General features: G+C 72.2%; 15 protein-coding genes. 12 read left to right on the top strand and 3 right to left on the bottom strand.

The window, feature by feature from the left end:
- The first annotated feature begins 54 nt into the window (after positions 1-54).
- Positions 55-987 carry a methylenetetrahydrofolate reductase [NAD(P)H] gene (gene metF / locus BJ982_RS31780; RefSeq protein WP_184886168.1) on the top strand — a complete coding sequence of 311 codons (933 nt, stop codon included), beginning with the start codon at positions 55-57 and terminating at the stop codon, positions 985-987.
- On the opposite strand, the gene BJ982_RS31775 is transcribed toward metF, so the two are convergent.
- Entirely contained in the window at positions 984-1,565 is a 582-nt protein-coding gene (locus tag BJ982_RS31775) for a GNAT family N-acetyltransferase (RefSeq protein ID WP_203958952.1), read from the bottom strand. The two genes, metF and BJ982_RS31775, sit on opposite strands and share 4 nt — an antisense overlap.
- A gap of 137 nt (positions 1,566-1,702) precedes the next feature.
- Positions 1,703-2,179, bottom strand: a complete 477-nt coding sequence (locus BJ982_RS31770) for a YbaK/EbsC family protein (RefSeq protein WP_184886166.1) — start codon at positions 2,177-2,179, stop codon at positions 1,703-1,705.
- Positions 2,180-2,307: 128 nt separating this feature from the next.
- Between BJ982_RS31770 and BJ982_RS31765 the strand changes: the two genes are divergently transcribed.
- Together BJ982_RS31765 and BJ982_RS31760 are read left to right on the top strand one after the other, a co-directional pair.
- Positions 2,308-3,129 (top strand): L,D-transpeptidase family protein, encoded by an 822-nt coding sequence (locus BJ982_RS31765; RefSeq protein ID WP_184886164.1) that lies wholly within the window; start codon positions 2,308-2,310, stop codon positions 3,127-3,129.
- Between the two features lie 483 nt (positions 3,130-3,612).
- Positions 3,613-4,053 (top strand): SAV_6107 family HEPN domain-containing protein, encoded by a 441-nt coding sequence (locus BJ982_RS31760; RefSeq protein ID WP_184886162.1) that lies wholly within the window; start codon positions 3,613-3,615, stop codon positions 4,051-4,053.
- 752 nt (positions 4,054-4,805) lie between these two features.
- Here the strand turns inward: BJ982_RS31760 and bldD are convergent.
- Positions 4,806-5,300, bottom strand: a complete 495-nt coding sequence (gene bldD, locus BJ982_RS31755; protein WP_184886160.1) for a transcriptional regulator BldD — start codon at positions 5,298-5,300, stop codon at positions 4,806-4,808.
- Between the two features lie 522 nt (positions 5,301-5,822).
- On the opposite strand from bldD, the gene pyrR reads away from it, so the two are divergent.
- From pyrR to mihF, 9 genes are all read left to right on the top strand, one after another.
- A complete protein-coding gene (gene pyrR, locus BJ982_RS31750) occupies positions 5,823-6,497 on the top strand; it encodes a bifunctional pyr operon transcriptional regulator/uracil phosphoribosyltransferase PyrR (RefSeq protein ID WP_184886158.1) in 675 nt (224 codons plus the stop codon).
- Positions 6,494-7,429, top strand: a complete 936-nt coding sequence (locus tag BJ982_RS31745; RefSeq protein WP_184886156.1) for an aspartate carbamoyltransferase catalytic subunit — start codon at positions 6,494-6,496, stop codon at positions 7,427-7,429. Before pyrR ends, BJ982_RS31745 begins: the two co-directional genes overlap by 4 nt.
- Positions 7,426-8,730 (top strand): dihydroorotase, encoded by a 1,305-nt coding sequence (locus BJ982_RS31740; protein ID WP_184886154.1) that lies wholly within the window; start codon positions 7,426-7,428, stop codon positions 8,728-8,730. The genes BJ982_RS31745 and BJ982_RS31740 overlap by 4 nt, the downstream gene beginning before the upstream one ends.
- Positions 8,731-8,773: 43 nt before the next feature.
- Positions 8,774-9,925 (top strand): glutamine-hydrolyzing carbamoyl-phosphate synthase small subunit, encoded by a 1,152-nt coding sequence (carA, locus tag BJ982_RS31735; RefSeq protein WP_184886152.1) that lies wholly within the window; start codon positions 8,774-8,776, stop codon positions 9,923-9,925.
- Positions 9,918-13,211 (top strand): carbamoyl-phosphate synthase large subunit, encoded by a 3,294-nt coding sequence (gene carB / locus BJ982_RS31730; protein WP_184886150.1) that lies wholly within the window; start codon positions 9,918-9,920, stop codon positions 13,209-13,211. Before carA ends, carB begins: the two co-directional genes overlap by 8 nt.
- Before the next feature lie 14 nt (positions 13,212-13,225).
- Positions 13,226-14,122, top strand: coding sequence for a dihydroorotate dehydrogenase electron transfer subunit (locus tag BJ982_RS31725; protein ID WP_373869609.1), 897 nt, complete (start codon positions 13,226-13,228; stop codon positions 14,120-14,122).
- Positions 14,112-15,086, top strand: coding sequence for a dihydroorotate dehydrogenase (locus BJ982_RS31720; RefSeq protein WP_184886148.1), 975 nt, complete (start codon positions 14,112-14,114; stop codon positions 15,084-15,086). The genes BJ982_RS31725 and BJ982_RS31720 overlap by 11 nt, the downstream gene beginning before the upstream one ends.
- Entirely contained in the window at positions 15,083-15,781 is a 699-nt protein-coding gene (gene pyrF, locus BJ982_RS31715; protein WP_184886146.1) for an orotidine-5'-phosphate decarboxylase, read from the top strand. The genes BJ982_RS31720 and pyrF overlap by 4 nt, the downstream gene beginning before the upstream one ends.
- Positions 15,782-16,048: 267 nt before the next feature.
- Complete coding sequence (gene mihF, locus BJ982_RS31710) at positions 16,049-16,372, top strand: integration host factor, actinobacterial type (protein WP_114031276.1); 324 nt, start codon at positions 16,049-16,051, stop codon at positions 16,370-16,372.
- Positions 16,373-16,401: the final 29 nt, after the last annotated feature.

Raw genomic sequence — 16,401 nt, 5'->3', positions numbered from 1 at the left:
GAACCGCACGTTCGCACGGGGTCCGCACCGGGCCGGACCTGTAGCCTTGGACCCATGTCTCTGGGTCGTCCTTCCGTCCGCCCTGACCGCGTGCCCACCGTCAGAGATCTGCTCGCCGCCGGTGGCCGGTCGTTCTCTTTCGAGTTCATGCCCCCCAAGACCGACGAGGGGGAGCGGCAGCTCTGGCGCGCGATCCGCGAGCTGGAGGCCCTGCGCCCGACCTTCGTGTCCGTCACCTACGGCGCGGGCGGGTCCAGCAGGGACCGCACGGTCGACGCCGTCGAGCGCATCGCGCACGAGACCACGCTCACGCCCGTCGCCCACTTCACCGCCGTCGACCACTCGCTGCGCGAGCTGCGCCACCTGATCGGCAGGTTCGCCGGGGCGGGCGTGCGCAACATCCTCGCCGTCCGCGGCGACCCGCCCGGCACCGACCCGCTGGCCGAGTGGATCAAGCACCCCGAGGGCGTCGCGTACGCCGAGGACCTGGTGCGCCTGATCCGCCAGGCCGGGGACTTCTGCGTCGGCGTGGCCGCCTTCCCCTACCGCCACCCGAGGTCGCCCTCCATCGAGTCCGACACCGAGTACTTCGTGCGCAAGTGCCGGGCCGGGGCCGACTACGCCATCACCCAGATGTTCTTCCGCGCCGAGGACTACCTGCGGCTGCGCGACCGCGTCGCGGCCCGCGGCTGCGACACGCCGATCATCCCGGGCATCATGCCCGTCACCCAGATGAGCACCATCGCCAGGTCGGAGAAGCTGTCCGGCGCGCCGTTCCCGCCCGAGGTCGCCGCGCGCTTCGAGGCCGTCGCCGGCGACCCCGCCGACGTGCGCCGCGTCGGCATCGAGCACGCCGCCGAGCTGTGCCAGACCCTGCTCGACGAGGGCGCGCCCGGCATCCACTTCATCACCTTCAACAAGTCCAGTGCGACCCGCGAGGTCTACCAGGCGCTGTCCCCCGAGCCCGCCGTCGCGAAGGCCGGCTAACCCCGGCCGGGGCGCGCGGCGGCCGGGTCCGCCGCGCGCAGCGGCAGCGTGCTGCCCACGATCGCGTAGTGCTCGTAGCCGCCGGGGAAGACGAACATCTCCATCAGGTCGACGAAGCCCAGCGTCCGGTACAGGTGGCGCGCCGCCGTCGGACGGTCGTGGGTGGACAGCACGGCGGTGCGCTCGCGCCGGCCCTCGCACAGGCCGCGCACGAGCCGCCGCCCGATGCCCTTGCCCTGGTAGCCGGGGTGCACGTGGATCTCCGCGATCTCCAGGGCGTCCTCGAACCACGCGGCCGCGACGGCGGCGCCCTCGCGGTCCTCCAGGCCCCGGCGTACGACGTCGTGCCACCACTGTCCCGGCGCGCCGTGGAAGCCGTACCCGAAGCCGGCCACCGCGCCGTCGTAGGTCTCGGCGAACAGGCAGGTGAAGTCCGGGAAGGTGGCGTGGTTGCGCATGATGCCCTGCCGGCCCGCCAGCTGCTCGGGCGGAGGGCGCATCGCCGCCGTGTAGATCCGGATCACCGTGTCCAGCTCGGCGGTGAACTCCGCGGCACCGGCGCGTCGCAGTTCGATCACTCGTCGCACACTAGCAGCACCCTGCGGAGGCACGGCCGAACCCGATCAGAGCGATCTTCAGGGTGTTAACCCGGCGTACCGGGCGGCGAGGGAATCCGGCGTACCGGGCGGCCGAGGGCGATGTGGGACCGGCCCGCCTACTCGACGTCGGCCGCGCTGCCGCCCGTGATGCGCACGAGCTCGTCGAACGTGGTCGGGAAGACCGTGTGCGCGTGACCGGCCGCGGCCCACACCACCTCGTGCTTGCCGAGCCAGGTGTCCACCAGCGTGCGGATCGGCGCCGGGTGCCCGACCGGGGCCACGCCGCCGATGGTCTGCCCGGTCGCCGCCTTCACGAACTCCGGCGTGGCCCTCTTGACCTTGGCCACGCCCACCAGCCGGGCGATCAAACCCGTGTCCACCCGGTGCGCGCCGCTGGTCAGCACCAGCAGAGGCTCGCCGTCGGCGTCGAAGATCAGGCTGTTGGCGATGGCCCCGACCTCGCAGCCGAGCTGGGCGGCGGCGGTCACGGCCGTGGGCGCGGCATCCTCCAGCACGACCACCTCGCCGGTCGCGCCGGCCTCGCGCAGAGCGACGGTCACCTTCTGGACGCTCGGATGCAACTTTTCTGGCACCGGACCACTCTAAGCATGTTGACCCGGTTGAGCCATTGATTACATCTCCGTGACTCACGGTGGGTGAGCTTGATCCTTGCGCTAATGTCCGTGATCTGTACATGGCGTTACCGAAGGGGAGTTTTGACATGGGGGTTGGTAGGCGGCTCGCCGCCGCGGCGGTGCTGACCGCGGGAGCCGTGCTCGTCTCGGGCCTCGGGACGGGAATCCACTACGCGGCGCCGGCAGGGGGAGCCGGCGCCCGGGGCGCGACGGTCGAGATCCACGCGACGCCGGTCGGCCGGGAGGTCGCGGTCGCGCCGTTCACGGCGCCGAACGTCCGGCTGAAGATCGGCGCCAAGGGCGCCGCCGTCAAGCAGTTGCAGAGCCGCCTGCGGGAGCTCGGCTACGCGCCCGGCAAGATCGACGCACGGTACGGAGGCACCACACAGTCCGCCGTCTGGGCGTTCCAGAAGGTCCAGGGCATCACGCCCACGAGCACGATCACCTCGCGCACCTGGCGGGCCCTGGAGGACCCGAGGCCGCCGCGGGTGCTCGTGCCGCGGGGCAAGCCCGACCGGGTCGAGGTCGACCTCACCCGGCAGATCGCCGTCCTGTACCGGTCCGGTCAGGTGCGGTTGATCACCCACGTCTCCTCGGGCAGCGGCATCCCCTACTGCGAGACGGCGACCTGGCAGGGCAAGGTGCAGAAGTTCTGCGGCGACGCCAGGACCCCGACCGGCGACTACAAGACCACGTGGCGGCGTTCGGGCTGGCACAAGTCCTACCTCGGGCAGCTCTACAACCCGATCTTCTTCAACGGCGGCATCGCGCTGCACGGCGCGCTCTCGGTGCCGCTCTACCCCGCCTCCCACGGGTGCGTGCGCCTGCCGATGCACGTCGCGCAGGCCCTGCCCTCGATGCTCGGCACCGGGGTGCCCGTCCACGTGAGGGGCAAGTTCCGGCGCTGATCCGGTTGCTCTGTTCGAAGGCCGCGCGCGTCACGACGCCGCGGCCTTCGTCATGTCCGGCCCCAGGATCCAGCCCCTTCTCCCGCCCCTCGTCCCTGGGCGCCACCCGCCGTCACGTGCGGTTTCGTGTCAGAGGCCCGTGCTCGGGCGCAGGTTGACGCCATGATCGAACCTTTGTTCGTGAGATGCTTGACATCGCTCATCATCGAATTTATGTTCGACACAGTGGGGGCGGGACTCGCGGCCTGCCCTCACCTCCGGCGGGCCGCCGTCCATGGCGGCGGCCCCGCCGGCGAGACGCGACGGCCGGACGGGGAGAGGGGAAGCTCCTCGTCCGGCCCCGGGCGGCGAGCCGGGCCGAGAGAGCGAGGGACGAGCCTGCCACGTGACCCCTACCAGCAGACCATCGGAATTGTCGGTGGCATCTGCGACGGTGTTATCACCGGCGGTCACCGCCGAGGCCATGACCCAAGGAGGGTTGGCATGACTCGACAGTCCGGAGAAGGTCCCCGGGTCTCCCAGACGGTGCGCGCGCACCTCGCCGACGCGCACGCGTGCCTGGCCGACTCGGCGGCGTCCCGCACCCCCGCCGAGGGGTACGTCTCGGCCCACCTCGCGGCGCTGCGCGCGGCGGCCGCGATCCTCGCGGCGCTCCCGCGGCCCATGGACGGGCGAAGACGCCGGTTGCGCAGCGCGTGGGAGTTGTTACCGGAGGCCGAGCCCAAGCTGGCGCAGTGGGCGGCCTACTTCGCCGAGACGGCGCGCAAGCGGGCCATGGCCGAGGCCGGCATGGTGCGCGTGGTGTCGGCCCCGGAGTCCGACGAGTTGCTCGCCGAGGCCCGCACCTTCGTGGCCGTCGTCGAGGACATCCTCGGCGTCCCCGGCCAGGCCACCATCCCGGTGAACACCCCGATGGCCGGCTGACCCACCCCGCCCAGCGCCCTCATCGCGCCGTCGGCCCACACCCGCCCCCGGGTCGCCGATCCCACCCTGCCGTGTGCCACGATCCCGCCGGGTGGTCGATCCAACCTGCCCAGGCGAGACGCACCGGCGCGCCACCGAGCCGACGCGTGTCGCACCCGCTCTACCTGGCCGATGCGCCATCTTATGGCTGCTCAACCGGCTGATGCGCGATTTACCGGTTTCACCCGGCCGATGCCCGATCCGTCGGCCTTACCTGGCCTATGTGCGATCCACCGGCTCTGCCGGGCCGATGTGCGGCGTTCTGGCGACTCGCCCGGCCGATGCGTGGCCTGCGGGCCTTATCACCATCCGTCCCCGGGTCGCCGGGCTCACAGGCGTGCCGACGCGGTGAGTGCGCGGAGCGTCGTGTGCGGGAGGGATCGCCCCGGGATCCTCGCCGCACACGACGGTGCGTGTTTCGTTCGGGTCGCCGACGCCGTGAGGGCAGAGTCCCGTGCCACCGGCGCGACCGGCCGGGAAGCCGACGGGCCTGACGGCCGTCGTGGTCCCCGGGTCGTCATCGCTCCGCGGGCCGGCGCGGTCCTGAGAACGGCTGGGATGCTCAGGCGGGCGTGGTCCTGGGAGGGCTCGGGGGGTCGGGCAGGGCGCTCAGGGGGCCATGACCGGACGGGCCCGTTCAGGGGCGTGACCGGACTGCTCAGGGCGGTGACCGTACGGCGTGGCGACCGTACGGTCCCGGGGAAGAACGGTCGTCAGAACGATTCGACCGCGCGGCGCGCCTCCGCGTCCAGCACGCCCCAGGTGATGAGCTCTTCGGTCAGCTCGTTCGGGGACTTGTCGTAGATGACCGCGAGCGAGCGCAGATCTTCCTGGCGGATCGACAGCACCTTGCCGTTGTAGTCGCCACGCTGGCTCTGGATCGTGGCCGCGTAACGGGCGAGGGCCCCGGCCTTCTCCTTGGGCAACTGGGCGAGGCGCTCCAGGTCGATCACCAGTTTGGGCGTAGGGCCAAGAGGAGCGGGCGCGGACCCTCCGGGCAGCAGCTCGGAGACGGGCACACCGTAGAAATCAGCGAGCTCGGCGAGCTTCTGCACGGTCACGGCGCGGTCGCCGCGCTCGTAAGAGCCGACGACGACGGCTTTCCACCTGCCGCGCGACTTCTCTTCGACCCCGTGCAGTGATAGCCCCTGCTGGGTGCGGATGGCGCGGAGTCGCGCGCCCAGCGACTTGGCGTAGTCAGACGGCATTGTTAGGCCCCCGGCTTTCTATGAACGTTCTCACTTATTGTGCGCCTCGCGACGGTTGTGGCGGCGCTCGGGTCTGGGACCCGGGACAGGCACCATCGGTGACCGGAGCGTCGCGGTTTACCCGAGTACGTCGCGAGGTGTGGTTACGGACAGTGACGGTAAAGGTGTGGGCGTGATTGGTCAAGCTGATTGGAAAAAAGATGCCGAATCCTGTCCGGTCGGGTGCTGATCTGCGCGGCCGTGAACGTGGCTCCGGTCCCTTCCGTATCCGTCGGCCACGGGTTCACGGAACGTCCGCGCGCGCCCGGCGTCCCGTCCGATAAGGCACCCCCGTGCGCCGCGGCCGAGCCCCGGCCCGCCCGCGCGACTGGAGCGGCGGCCGTTCCCCCGCAGGTCAGCGGAAGGGTATCCGCCCAGGTCGAGTGGGGCGAACCGGTTCGGGGCGTTCTCGGGCGGGCTGCTAACGTGAGTGCACCAGTTCCTTTAACCCCGTCCTGTGAGGCGGGAAAGGCGGTGACCTCCATGAACGGCGCCCGGAATCAGGCGCACGACGACGTACGCGCCGAAGTTCGCGACCACGGCCACGACGCCGGGTACGACGACGGCGGGGAAGACGCGCGGGCACAGGCCCCGGCGCACGACGAGACCTCCCCGCGCGACGGCGAGCGCGCGGTGCTGGAGGCCCCTGACATCAACCGGGCCCTCACCCGCATCGCCCACGAGATCCTCGAACGGGCCAAGGGCCCCGAGAACCTTCTCCTGCTCGGCATCCCCACCCGCGGCACCTTCCTGGCGCGCAGGCTCGCCGACCGCATCGAGCAGGTCGAGGGCCGCCCGGTGGCCTTCGGCTCCCTCGACGTCACCATGTACCGCGACGACCTGCGGCTCAGGCCCGCGCGGGCGCTCGGCCGCACCGACCTCCCCAAAGAGGGGGTGGACGGCCGCATCGTCGTCCTGGTGGACGACGTCCTGTTCTCCGGCCGCACCGTGCGCGCGGCGCTCGACGCGCTGAACGACCTCGGCCGTCCGAGGGCGGTCCGCCTGGCGGTGCTGGTCGACCGCGGCCACCGCGAGCTGCCCATCCGCGCCGACTACGTCGGCAAGAACCTCCCGACCTCCCGCGCCGAGACGGTGCGGGTGTGTCTCACCGAGACCGACCAGCGGGACGCCGTCCTGCTGAGGGGAGGCCAGCGATGAAGCGCCATCTGCTGTCCACCACCGACCTGTCGCGCGAGGACGCCCTGCTCATCCTCGACACCGCCGAGGAACTCGCCGAGGTCTCGGGCCGTTCGATCAAGAAGCTGCCCACTCTGCGCGGGCGCACGGTGGTGAACCTCTTCTTCGAGGACTCCACGCGCACCCGCATCTCCTTCGAGGCCGCCGCCAAGCGCCTGTCCGCCGACGTCATCAACTTCTCGGCCAAGGGGTCCAGCGTGTCCAAGGGCGAGAGCCTGAAGGACACGGCCCTCACCCTGCAGGCGATGGGCGCCGACGCCGTGGTGGTGCGGCACGGCGCCTCCGGGGCGCCGCACCGCCTGGCCACCTGGGTGGACGGCAGCGTGGTCAACGCCGGCGACGGCACCCATGAGCACCCGACGCAGGCGCTGCTCGACGCGTTCACCATGCGCCGCCGCCTCGGCGACCTGGACGGCCGCCGGGTCACGATCGTCGGGGACGTCCTGCACAGCCGGGTGGCGCGCTCCAACGTCCACCTGCTGCACACCCTCGGCGCCGAGGTCACCCTCGTGGCCCCGCCCACGCTGCTGCCGGTGTCCATGGGCGACTGGCCGTGCGAGGTCTCCTACGACTTCGACGCGGTGCTGCCCAAGTCCGACGTGGTGATGATGCTGCGCGTCCAGCACGAGCGCATGAACGCCTCCTACTTCCCCTCCGCCCGGGAGTACAGCCGCCGCTACGGCCTGGACCCCGAGCGCATGGCGCGCATGCCCGTGGGGGCGATCGTGATGCACCCCGGCCCGATGAACCGCGGCATGGAGATCGCCGCGGAGGTCGCCGACGGCGAGCGCTCCACGATCGTCGAGCAGGTCACCAACGGCGTGACCGTCCGCATGGCCGTGCTGTATCTGCTTCTGTCCGGCTCCGAGCCCGCGATCGGGGGAAACCAGTGACCTACCTTCTCAGGGGCGCCCGTGTTCTCGGGGGCGACCCGCGCGACGTGCTGCTCGACGACGGCCGGATCGCCGAGATCGGCGCGCCCGGCCGGCTGGACGCGGCGGGCGCGACGGTCGTCGACGCCGACGGGCTGGTCGCGCTGCCCGGCCTGGTGGACCTGCACACCCACCTGCGCGAGCCGGGCCGCGAGGACGCCGAGACCGTCGAGTCGGGCACGGCGGCCGCCGCGCTCGGCGGGTTCACGGCCGTGCACGCGATGGCCAACACCTCGCCGGTCGCCGACACCGCGGGCGTGGTGGAGCAGGTCTGGCGGCTCGGCCAGGAGGCCGGCCACTGCGACGTGCGGCCGGTCGGCGCGGTGACCGCGGGCCTGGCGGGCCGCCAGCTCGCCGAGCTCGGCGCGATGGCCGACAGCGCGGCCCGCGTGCGGGTCTTCTCCGACGACGGCGTGTGCGTCTCGGACGCGGTGCTCATGCGGCGCGCCCTGGAGTACGTCAAGGCGTTCGACGGCGTGGTGGCCCAGCACGCGCAGGAGCCCCGCCTGACCGAGGGCGCGCAGATGAACGAGGGCGCGGTGTCGGGCCGTCTCGGCCTGACCGGCTGGCCCGCCGTCGCCGAGGAGGCGATCATCGCGCGCGACTGCCTGCTGGCCGCGCACGTCGGCTCCCGCCTGCACGTCTGCCACGTCTCCACGGCCGGCTCCGTCGAGATCATCCGCTGGGCCAAGTCGAAGGGCTGGGACGTCACCGCCGAGGTGACCCCGCACCACCTGCTGCTCACCGACGCGCGCGCCGAGTCCTCGCCCGCCGGGCCCTACAACCCCATCTACAAGGTGAACCCGCCGCTGCGCACCGAGGCCGACGTCCGGGCGCTGCGGCTGGCGCTGGCCGACGGCACGATCGACTGCGTGGCCACCGACCACGCCCCCCACCCGGTCGAGGACAAGGAGACCGAGTGGCCGGCGGCGGCCATGGGCATGATCGGTCTGGAGACCGCCCTGTCCGTCGTCCAGGAGGCGATGGTCGAGACCGGGCTGCTGGACTGGGCCGGCGTCGCCGACCGCATGTCCGCCCGCCCCGCCCGCATCGGCCGCCTGTCCGGCCACGGCGGGCCCCTGGAGGCGGGGGCCACCGCCAACCTCACCTTGGTGGACCCCTCCGCGCGCCGGGACGTCGACCCGGGCGCCTTCGCCTCCAAGAGCCGTAACACGCCCTATGTGGGCATGACGCTGCCGGGCGCAGTCGTCGCGACGTTCCTGCGCGGCCGCCCCACCGTCCTCGAAGGGAAACTGACGTGACGACCCCCGTGACCCGTCCCGTCCACGTAGAAGGGAAGACCAGGTGACGCGCCCCACCCCGGCGGTCCTCGTGCTGGAGGACGGCCGCGCCTTCCATGGCACCTCCTACGGCGCCGAGGGGGAGACCTTCGGCGAGATGGTCTTCGCCACGGGCATGACCGGATACCAGGAGACCTTGACCGACCCGTCCTACCACCGCCAGATCGTGGCGATGACCGCCCCGCACATCGGCAACACCGGCGTCAACGACGAGGACCCGGAGTCCTCGCGCGTCTGGGTGGCCGGGTACGTCGTGCGCGAGCCGGCGCGCGTCGCCTCCAACTGGCGTTCGCGCCGCTCCCTGGACGACGAGTTGCGCCGCCAGGGCGTGGTCGGCATCGCCATGCCCGGCACCCGCGCGCTCACCCGCCACCTGCGCGAGCGCGGCGCGATGCGCGCCGGCGTGTTCACCGCGCCCACGGCCCCGGTCGAGGAACTGGCCGAGCGCGTGCGCACGAGCCCCTCGATGGTCGGCGCCGACCTGGCCAAGGAGGTCTCCACGGCGGCGCCGTACGTCGTGCCCGCCCACGGCGTCAAGAGGTTCACGGTCGCGGCGATCGACCTCGGCATCAAGGCGATGACGCCGTACCGCATGGCCGAGCGCGGCTGCGAGGTGCACGTGCTGCCCGCCACCGCGACCGCGGCCGACGTGCTGGCCGTCGACCCCGACGGGGTGTTCCTGTCCAACGGCCCCGGCGACCCCGCCGCCGCGGACTACGCGGTGGAGACCCTCACCGGGGTGCTGGAGGCCCGCAGGCCGGTGTTCGGCATCTGCTTCGGCAACCAGATCCTGGGCCGGGCGCTCGGCCTCGGCACCTACAAGCTCCGCTACGGCCACCGGGGCGTCAACCAGCCCGTCCAGGACCGCCGGACCGGCAAGGTGGACATCTCCGCCCACAACCACGGTTTCGCCGTCCAGGCGCCGCTGGAGGGCCCGTTCGACACCCCGTACGGGCGCGGCGAGGTCAGCCACGTCAACCTCAACGACGACTGCGTCGAGGGGCTGCGCCTGCTCGACTACCCGGCGTTCAGCGTGCAGTACCACCCCGAGGCCGCCGCGGGCCCGCACGACGCCGCGGGCCTGTTCGACGAGTTCTGCGCCCTGATGGCGGGCGGCGCCACGGGCACGAAGGGGGAGGAGCGGCGCAATGGCTAAGCGCACCGACATCTCGTCGATCATGGTGATCGGCTCGGGGCCCATCGTGATCGGGCAGGCCTGCGAGTTCGACTACTCCGGCACGCAGGCCTGCCGGGTGCTGCGCGCCGAGGGCTACCGCGTGATCCTCGTCAACAGCAACCCCGCGACGATCATGACCGACCCCGAGTTCGCCGACGCCACCTACGTCGAGCCGATCACCCCGGGCATCGTCGAGCAGATCATCGCCAAGGAGCGCCCCGACGCCCTGCTGCCCACCCTCGGCGGCCAGACCGCGCTCAACACCGCGGTCGCCCTGTACGAGGCGGGCGTGCTCAAGCGCTACGGCGTCGAGCTCATCGGCGCCGACATCGCGGCGATCCAGGCCGGAGAGAACCGCGAGCTGTTCAAGGGCATCGTCGCCAAGGTCGCCGAGGAGCACGGGCTGAACGCCGAGTCCGCGCGGTCGGCGATCTGCCACACGCTGGAGGAGTGCCTCGCCGCCGCGGACACCCTGGGCTACCCGGTGGTCGTGCGGCCGAGCTTCACCATGGGCGGCGCCGGCTCGGGCTTCGCCTACGACGAGGAGGACCTGCACCGCATCGCCGGGGCCGGGCTCGACGCCTCGCCGACCACCGAGGTGCTCCTGGAGGAGTCGATCCTCGGCTGGAAGGAGTACGAGCTGGAGGTCATGCGCGACCGGGCCGACAACGTCGTCATCGTCTGCTCCATCGAGAACATCGACCCGATGGGCGTGCACACCGGCGACAGCGTCACCGTGGCCCCGGCCATGACGCTGACCGACCGCGAGTACCAGAACATGCGCGACGTCGCCATCGCCGTCATCCGCGAGGTCGGCGTCGACACCGGCGGCTGCAACATCCAGTTCGCCGTGGACCCCCGCACCGGGCGCATGATCGTCATCGAGATGAACCCCCGGGTGTCGCGGTCCAGCGCCCTGGCCTCCAAGGCCACCGGCTTCCCGATCGCCAAGATCGCCGCGAAGCTCGCCATCGGCTACACCCTGGACGAGATCCCCAACGACATCACCCGCGAGACCCCGGCCTCCTTCGAGCCCTCGCTGGACTACGTGGTGGTGAAGGTCCCGCGGTTCGCGTTCGAGAAGTTCGCCGGCGCCGACCGCACCCTCACCACCCACATGAAGTCGGTGGGCGAGGCCATGGCCATCGGCAGGTCCTTCCCCGAGGCGCTCCAGAAGGCCCTCAGGTCGCTGGAGAAGAAGGAGTCGTCCTTCTCCTGGGCCGGAGAGCCCGGCGGCCCCGAGGACAGGAGCAGGCTGCTCGACGCGTGCCGCACCCCGCACGACGGGCGGCTGCGCACGATGCAGCAGGCCATCCGGGCCGGCGCCACCCTGGAGGAGCTGTACGAGGCCACCGCCGTGGACCCGTGGTTCCTCGACCAGCTCTTCCTGATCGACGAGGAGGCCGCCGCCCTGCGCGAGGGCGAGTTGACGGCCGCCGCGCTGACCAGGGCCAAGCGGCACGGCTTCTCCGACGCCCAGATCGCCGAGATCCGCGGGCTGGCCGAGCCCGAGGTCAGGGCCCTGCGCGACGCGCTCGGCGTACGCCCGGTCTACAACACCGTGGACACCTGCGCCGCCGAGTTCGCCGCCAAGACCCCCTACCTGTACTCGACCTACGACGAGGAGACCGAGGTCCCGCACGGCGACCGGCCCAAGGTGATCATCCTCGGCAGCGGGCCGAACCGCATCGGGCAGGGCATCGAGTTCGACTACGCCTGCGTGCACGCCTCCTTCGAGCTGTCGGCCGCCGGGTACGAGACCGTGATGGTCAACTGCAACCCCGAGACCGTCTCGACCGACTACGACACCTCCGACCGGCTCTACTTCGAGCCGCTCACGCTGGAGGACGTCCTGGAGGTCGTGCGCGCCGAGCGCGAGACCGGTCCCATCGCGGGCGTCATCGTGCAGCTCGGGGGCCAGACGCCGCTGGGCCTCGCCCAGGCGCTCAAGGACGCAGGCGTGCCGGTCGTCGGCACCAGCCCCGAGTCCATCCACCTGGCGGAGGACCGCGGGGCGTTCGGCCGGGTGCTCGCCGAGGCCGCGCTGCCCGCGCCCCGGCACGGCACCGCCATGACCGTGGAGCAGGCGCGCGAGGTCGCCGCCGAGATCGGCTACCCGGTGCTGGTGCGCCCGTCCTACGTCCTCGGCGGCGCCGGCATGGCGATCGTCTACGACGAGGACACGCTGAGCGCCTACATGGGCCGCGCGGCGGGCGACCACCCCGTCCTCGTCGACAAGTTCCTCGACGAGGCCATCGAGATCGACGTGGACGCGCTGTTCGACGGCGAGGAGCTGTACCTCGGCGGCGTGATGGAGCACATCGAGGAGGCCGGCATCCACTCGGGCGACTCGGCGTGCGCGCTGCCGCCGATCACGCTCGGCGGGTTCGACATCAAGCGCATCCGCGCCGCCACCGAGGCCATCGCGCGCGGCGTCGGCGTGCGCGGCCTCCTGAACGTCCAGTACGCCCTGTCGGCCAACATCCTGTACGTCCTGGAGGCCAACCCGCGCGCGAGCCGCACGGTGCCGTTCGTGTCCAAGGCGACGGCGGTGCCGCTCGCCAAGGCCGCGGCCCGGGTGATGATGGGCGCGAGCATCGCCTCCCTGCGCGAGGAGGGCATGCTGCCGCGCGAGGGCGACGGCGGCACGCTGCCCCTGGACGCCCCCATCGCGGTCAAGGAGGCCGTGCTGCCGTTCAACAGGTTCCGGGGCGTGGACATCGTGCTCGGGCCCGAGATGCGCTCCACGGGCGAGGTGATGGGCATCGACGAGGTCTTCGGCACCGCCTACGCCAAGTCGCAGTCCGCGGCCTACGGCTCGCTGCCGACCAAGGGGCGCGCGTTCGTCTCGGTCGCCAACCGCGACAAGCGCGCGATGGTCTTCCCGGTGAAGGCCCTCGCCGACCTGGGCTTCGAGATCCTCGCCACGGAGGGGACCGCGGAGGTGCTGCGCCGCAACGGCGTCCATGCCAAGATCGTGCGCAAGCAGAGCGACGGCCCCGGCACGGACGGTGAGCCGACGATCGTCACGCGCATCCTGGACGGCGAGGTCGACCTTATCGTGAACACCCCCTTCGGCAGCCCCGGCCAGTCCGGGCCGCGCCTGGACGGCTACGAGATCCGCACCGCCGCCGTCCTGCGGGGCGTCCCGTGCGTCACCACCGTGCAGGGGCTCGCGGCGGCGGTCCAGGGCATCCAGGCCGTCGCGGCGGGGTCGGTGGGCGTACGGTCGCTCCAGGAGCACGCCAAGAGACTGAGGGGCTGACCCCGCGGCGGGAGGTGAAGGAGACGGCCGGAACTCCGGTGCAGGTGACGGGCACGGTGCTGACGACGCGCCGCGTCGACGCCTACCACGCCCTGACCGTGGTGGCGCCGGGCATCGCCGAGCGCTTCCGTCCCGGCCACTTCGTCTCCGTGGCCGTCGGCGGCCCGCACACCTCCATGCCCGCGCGCCGCGCCTTCTCGGTGCACGACGTCAAGCCCGACTACGGCGGCACGGTGGAGCTGGTCTTCGCCGTGCGCGGCCGGGGCACCGCGTGGCTGGCCGAGCGCAAGGCCAGGGACACCCTGGACCTGGTGGGCCCGCTCGGCCGGCCGTTCCCCGTGCCCCGCGACCCCTGCACGTGCGTGCTGGTCGGCGGCGAGTACGGCTCGGCGTCGCTGTTCGCGCTCGCCGACACCCTGCAGCAGCGCGGCTGCCGGGTGGACTTCGTGCTCGGCGCCGCCTCCGCCGACCGCGTCTTCGGCGCGCTGCGGGCCCGCCGCATGGGGGAGACCATCACCCTGACCACCGAGGACGGCTCGCTCGGCCTGCGCGGCCGCGTCACCGACGCCCTGCCCTCGGTGATCGCCGACGCGCGCGCCGACGTGGTGTACGCGTGCGGGCCGATGTCCATGCTGCGCGGCGTCACCGCCGTCGCGGTCGAGTTCGACATCCCCGTGCAGGTGTCGGTCGAGGAGGCGATGGCCTGCGGGTACGGGGTCTGCATGACCTGCGTGCTGCCCGTCATCGGCGACGACGGCGTCACGCGCATGGCGCGGTCGTGCGTGGATGGCCCGGTCTTCCGCGGGGAGCGGGTGCGGTTCGAGGACGTCGGGACGATCCCCTTCGACGCCCTCGGCGCGCCCGGGGGACGAGCGCAGGAGGGGGGTGCTCACTCCAGAAATGTCAGTTGACATGCGGACGTACCTCGCGCACGTCGAACTGGCCAACCCGATCACCACGGCCGCCGGGTGCGCCGCCTCCGGTGCCGAGCTCTCCCAGTTCTTCGACCTGGCACGCCTCGGCGCGGTCGTCACCCGCTCGATCACCATGGCTCCCCGCGCCGGGCGTCCCACCCCGCGCATGGCCGAGACGCCCTCGGGCCTGCTCAACGGCGTCGGCCTGCAGGGGCCGGGCGTGGAGGCGTTCCTGGAGCGCGAGCTGCCGCGACTGGTCGACCGGGGCGCCCGCGCCGTCGTGTCCATCGCCGGGGGCAGCGTCGCCGAGTACACCGCGCTGGCCCGCAGGCTGTCGGACGCGCCCGGCGTCGCCGCGGTCGAGATCAATCTCTCCTGCCCCAACGTGGAGGACATGGGCAGGGTGTTCGCCCGCGACCCCGCCGCCTCGGCGGAGGTCGTCTCCTCCGTCCGCGCGACCATGCGCTACGACGTGCCCGTGGTCGCCAAGCTCGCCCCCGACGTCGCCGACATCGTCGCGATCGCCCGGTCCTGCGTGGACGGCGGCGCCGACGCGCTCGCCATGATCAACACGCCGCTGGGCATGAGCATCGACGTCGACACCATGCGGCCCGCGCTGGCCGCCGGCACCGGCGGCCTCTCGGGCCCGGCCATCAGGCCCCTCGCCGTGCGCTGCCTGTGGCAGGTGCACGCCGCGCTGCCCGGCGTGCCGATCGTCGGCATGGGCGGCGTGGCGAGCGGCCGCGACGCGCTGGAGATGATCCTGGCGGGCGCCTGCGTGGTCGCCGTGGGCACCGCGCTGTTCCACGACCCCTACGCCTGCCTGCGCATCCTGCGCGAGCTGGAGGAGCTGCTCAAGGAGCGCGGCTTCGAGCGGCTCGCCGACGCGGTGGGGCTGGCCCACCGTCCGCCCGGGGCGGGACCCCGGCACCGAACCGATCTTGAGGAGACCTCTCTGTGACGTCCGCACCCATCGCCGTGGCCCTGGACGCGCCCGACCTGGAGACGGCGGCCCGCTGGGCCGCGGCCGTCACCCCGCACGTGAGCACCGTCAAGGTCGGCCTCGAACTCTACCTCCGTTACGGCCCCGACGTGATCGCCTCGGTGCGGGGCGCCACCGGTGTGCAGGTCTTCCTCGACCTGAAGCTGCACGACATCCCGAACACCGTCGCCGGGGCCGCGCGCGCCGTCGCACGGCTCAGGCCCGCCATCCTCACCGTGCACGCCGCGGGCGGCCGCGCGATGATCCGGGCGGCCGTCGAGAACGCCCCGAACACCCGCGTCGCCGCCGTCACGGCCCTGACGTCGCTCTCAGAGGCCGATCTGGAGCGTATCGGAGTCAGGGGACCCTCCGGTGACGCCGTGCGCCGTCTGGCCGTCGAGGCCGTCGGCGCGGGCGCCCAGGCCCTGGTCTGCTCGCCCCGCGAGGTCGCCGCGGTGCGGGCCGAGGTCGGGCCCGGTGTCATGCTCATCACGCCTGGGGTGCGGCCCGCCGGTGCCGAAACCCAGGACCAGGCAAGAGTAGCGACTCCCGAGCAGGCCATCGCCGACGGGGCCGATCTTCTCGTGATCGGGCGTCCCATCACCGCCTCCGCCGACCCCGGAGCGGCCGCCGCGCGCATCGCCACGGCCCTGCGGCGCGTGCTCCAGGCCTGACGCGCGGATCATTTCCGCGGCCCGCGCGGATGGCCGGGAACCGCCTTCCAGGACTAGCCCGGAGCCGATCCGCCGTCCGGGGATGACTAGCCCGAGAGCGGCCAGTACAGGCGCGTTTTGTCGACGGAATGCGATTCTCCGGACACGAAGAGTGATGAAAACAATTTTGTCGGGGGAGAAACTGGGCTTGACGTTGCTTGAAGGCCCAAGACCAGCTAGTTTCCCCTCCCGTCCGAGTACATCGACAGAAATTCGAGGTGACCCGGCGTGGCTCTTCCTCCCCTGACCCCCGAGCAGCGCGCCGCAGCCCTGGAGAAGGCTGCCAAAGCCCGCAAAGAGCGTGCCGAGGTCAAGAACCGGCTCAAGCACGGCGCGGTTTCTCTGGCTGAGGTGCTGAAGGATGGTCAGACCGACGACGTCATCGGCAAGATGAAGGTGTCGGCACTTTTGGAGTCGCTCCCCGGCGTGGGCAAGGTCCGCGCCAAGCAGCTGATGGAGAGGCTCGGTATCGCCGAGTCCCGCCGCGTGCGGGGTCTCGGCGCGAACCAGCGGGCCGCTCTGGAGCGCGAGTTCGGCGGCGCCGAGAGCTGATCTCGGCCGGCTGGAACAGAAATCACGGG

Source organism: Sphaerisporangium siamense (genome assembly GCF_014205275.1).
GTDB lineage: Bacteria > Actinomycetota > Actinomycetes > Streptosporangiales > Streptosporangiaceae > Sphaerisporangium > Sphaerisporangium siamense.
The sequence above is the reverse complement of the archived record's forward strand: the minus strand, read 5'-3'. Positions and strand labels throughout refer to the sequence as shown.

What these genes read in the sequence shown, in the direction of transcription:
- BJ982_RS31760 (WP_184886162.1), top strand. Translation starts at nt 3,613, where the DNA reads ATGACTCGACAGTCCGGAGAAGGTCCCCGGGTCTCCCAGACGGTGCGC.
- bldD (WP_184886160.1), bottom strand. Translation starts at nt 5,300, where the DNA reads ATGCCGTCTGACTACGCCAAGTCGCTGGGCGCGCGACTCCGCGCCATC.
- pyrR (WP_184886158.1), top strand. Translation starts at nt 5,823, where the DNA reads ATGAACGGCGCCCGGAATCAGGCGCACGACGACGTACGCGCCGAAGTT.
- BJ982_RS31720 (WP_184886148.1), top strand. Translation starts at nt 14,112, where the DNA reads ATGTCAGTTGACATGCGGACGTACCTCGCGCACGTCGAACTGGCCAAC.
- BJ982_RS31745 (WP_184886156.1), top strand. Translation starts at nt 6,494, where the DNA reads ATGAAGCGCCATCTGCTGTCCACCACCGACCTGTCGCGCGAGGACGCC.
- carB (WP_184886150.1), top strand. Translation starts at nt 9,918, where the DNA reads ATGGCTAAGCGCACCGACATCTCGTCGATCATGGTGATCGGCTCGGGG.
- BJ982_RS31765 (WP_184886164.1), top strand. Translation starts at nt 2,308, where the DNA reads ATGGGGGTTGGTAGGCGGCTCGCCGCCGCGGCGGTGCTGACCGCGGGA.
- metF (WP_184886168.1), top strand. Translation starts at nt 55, where the DNA reads ATGTCTCTGGGTCGTCCTTCCGTCCGCCCTGACCGCGTGCCCACCGTC.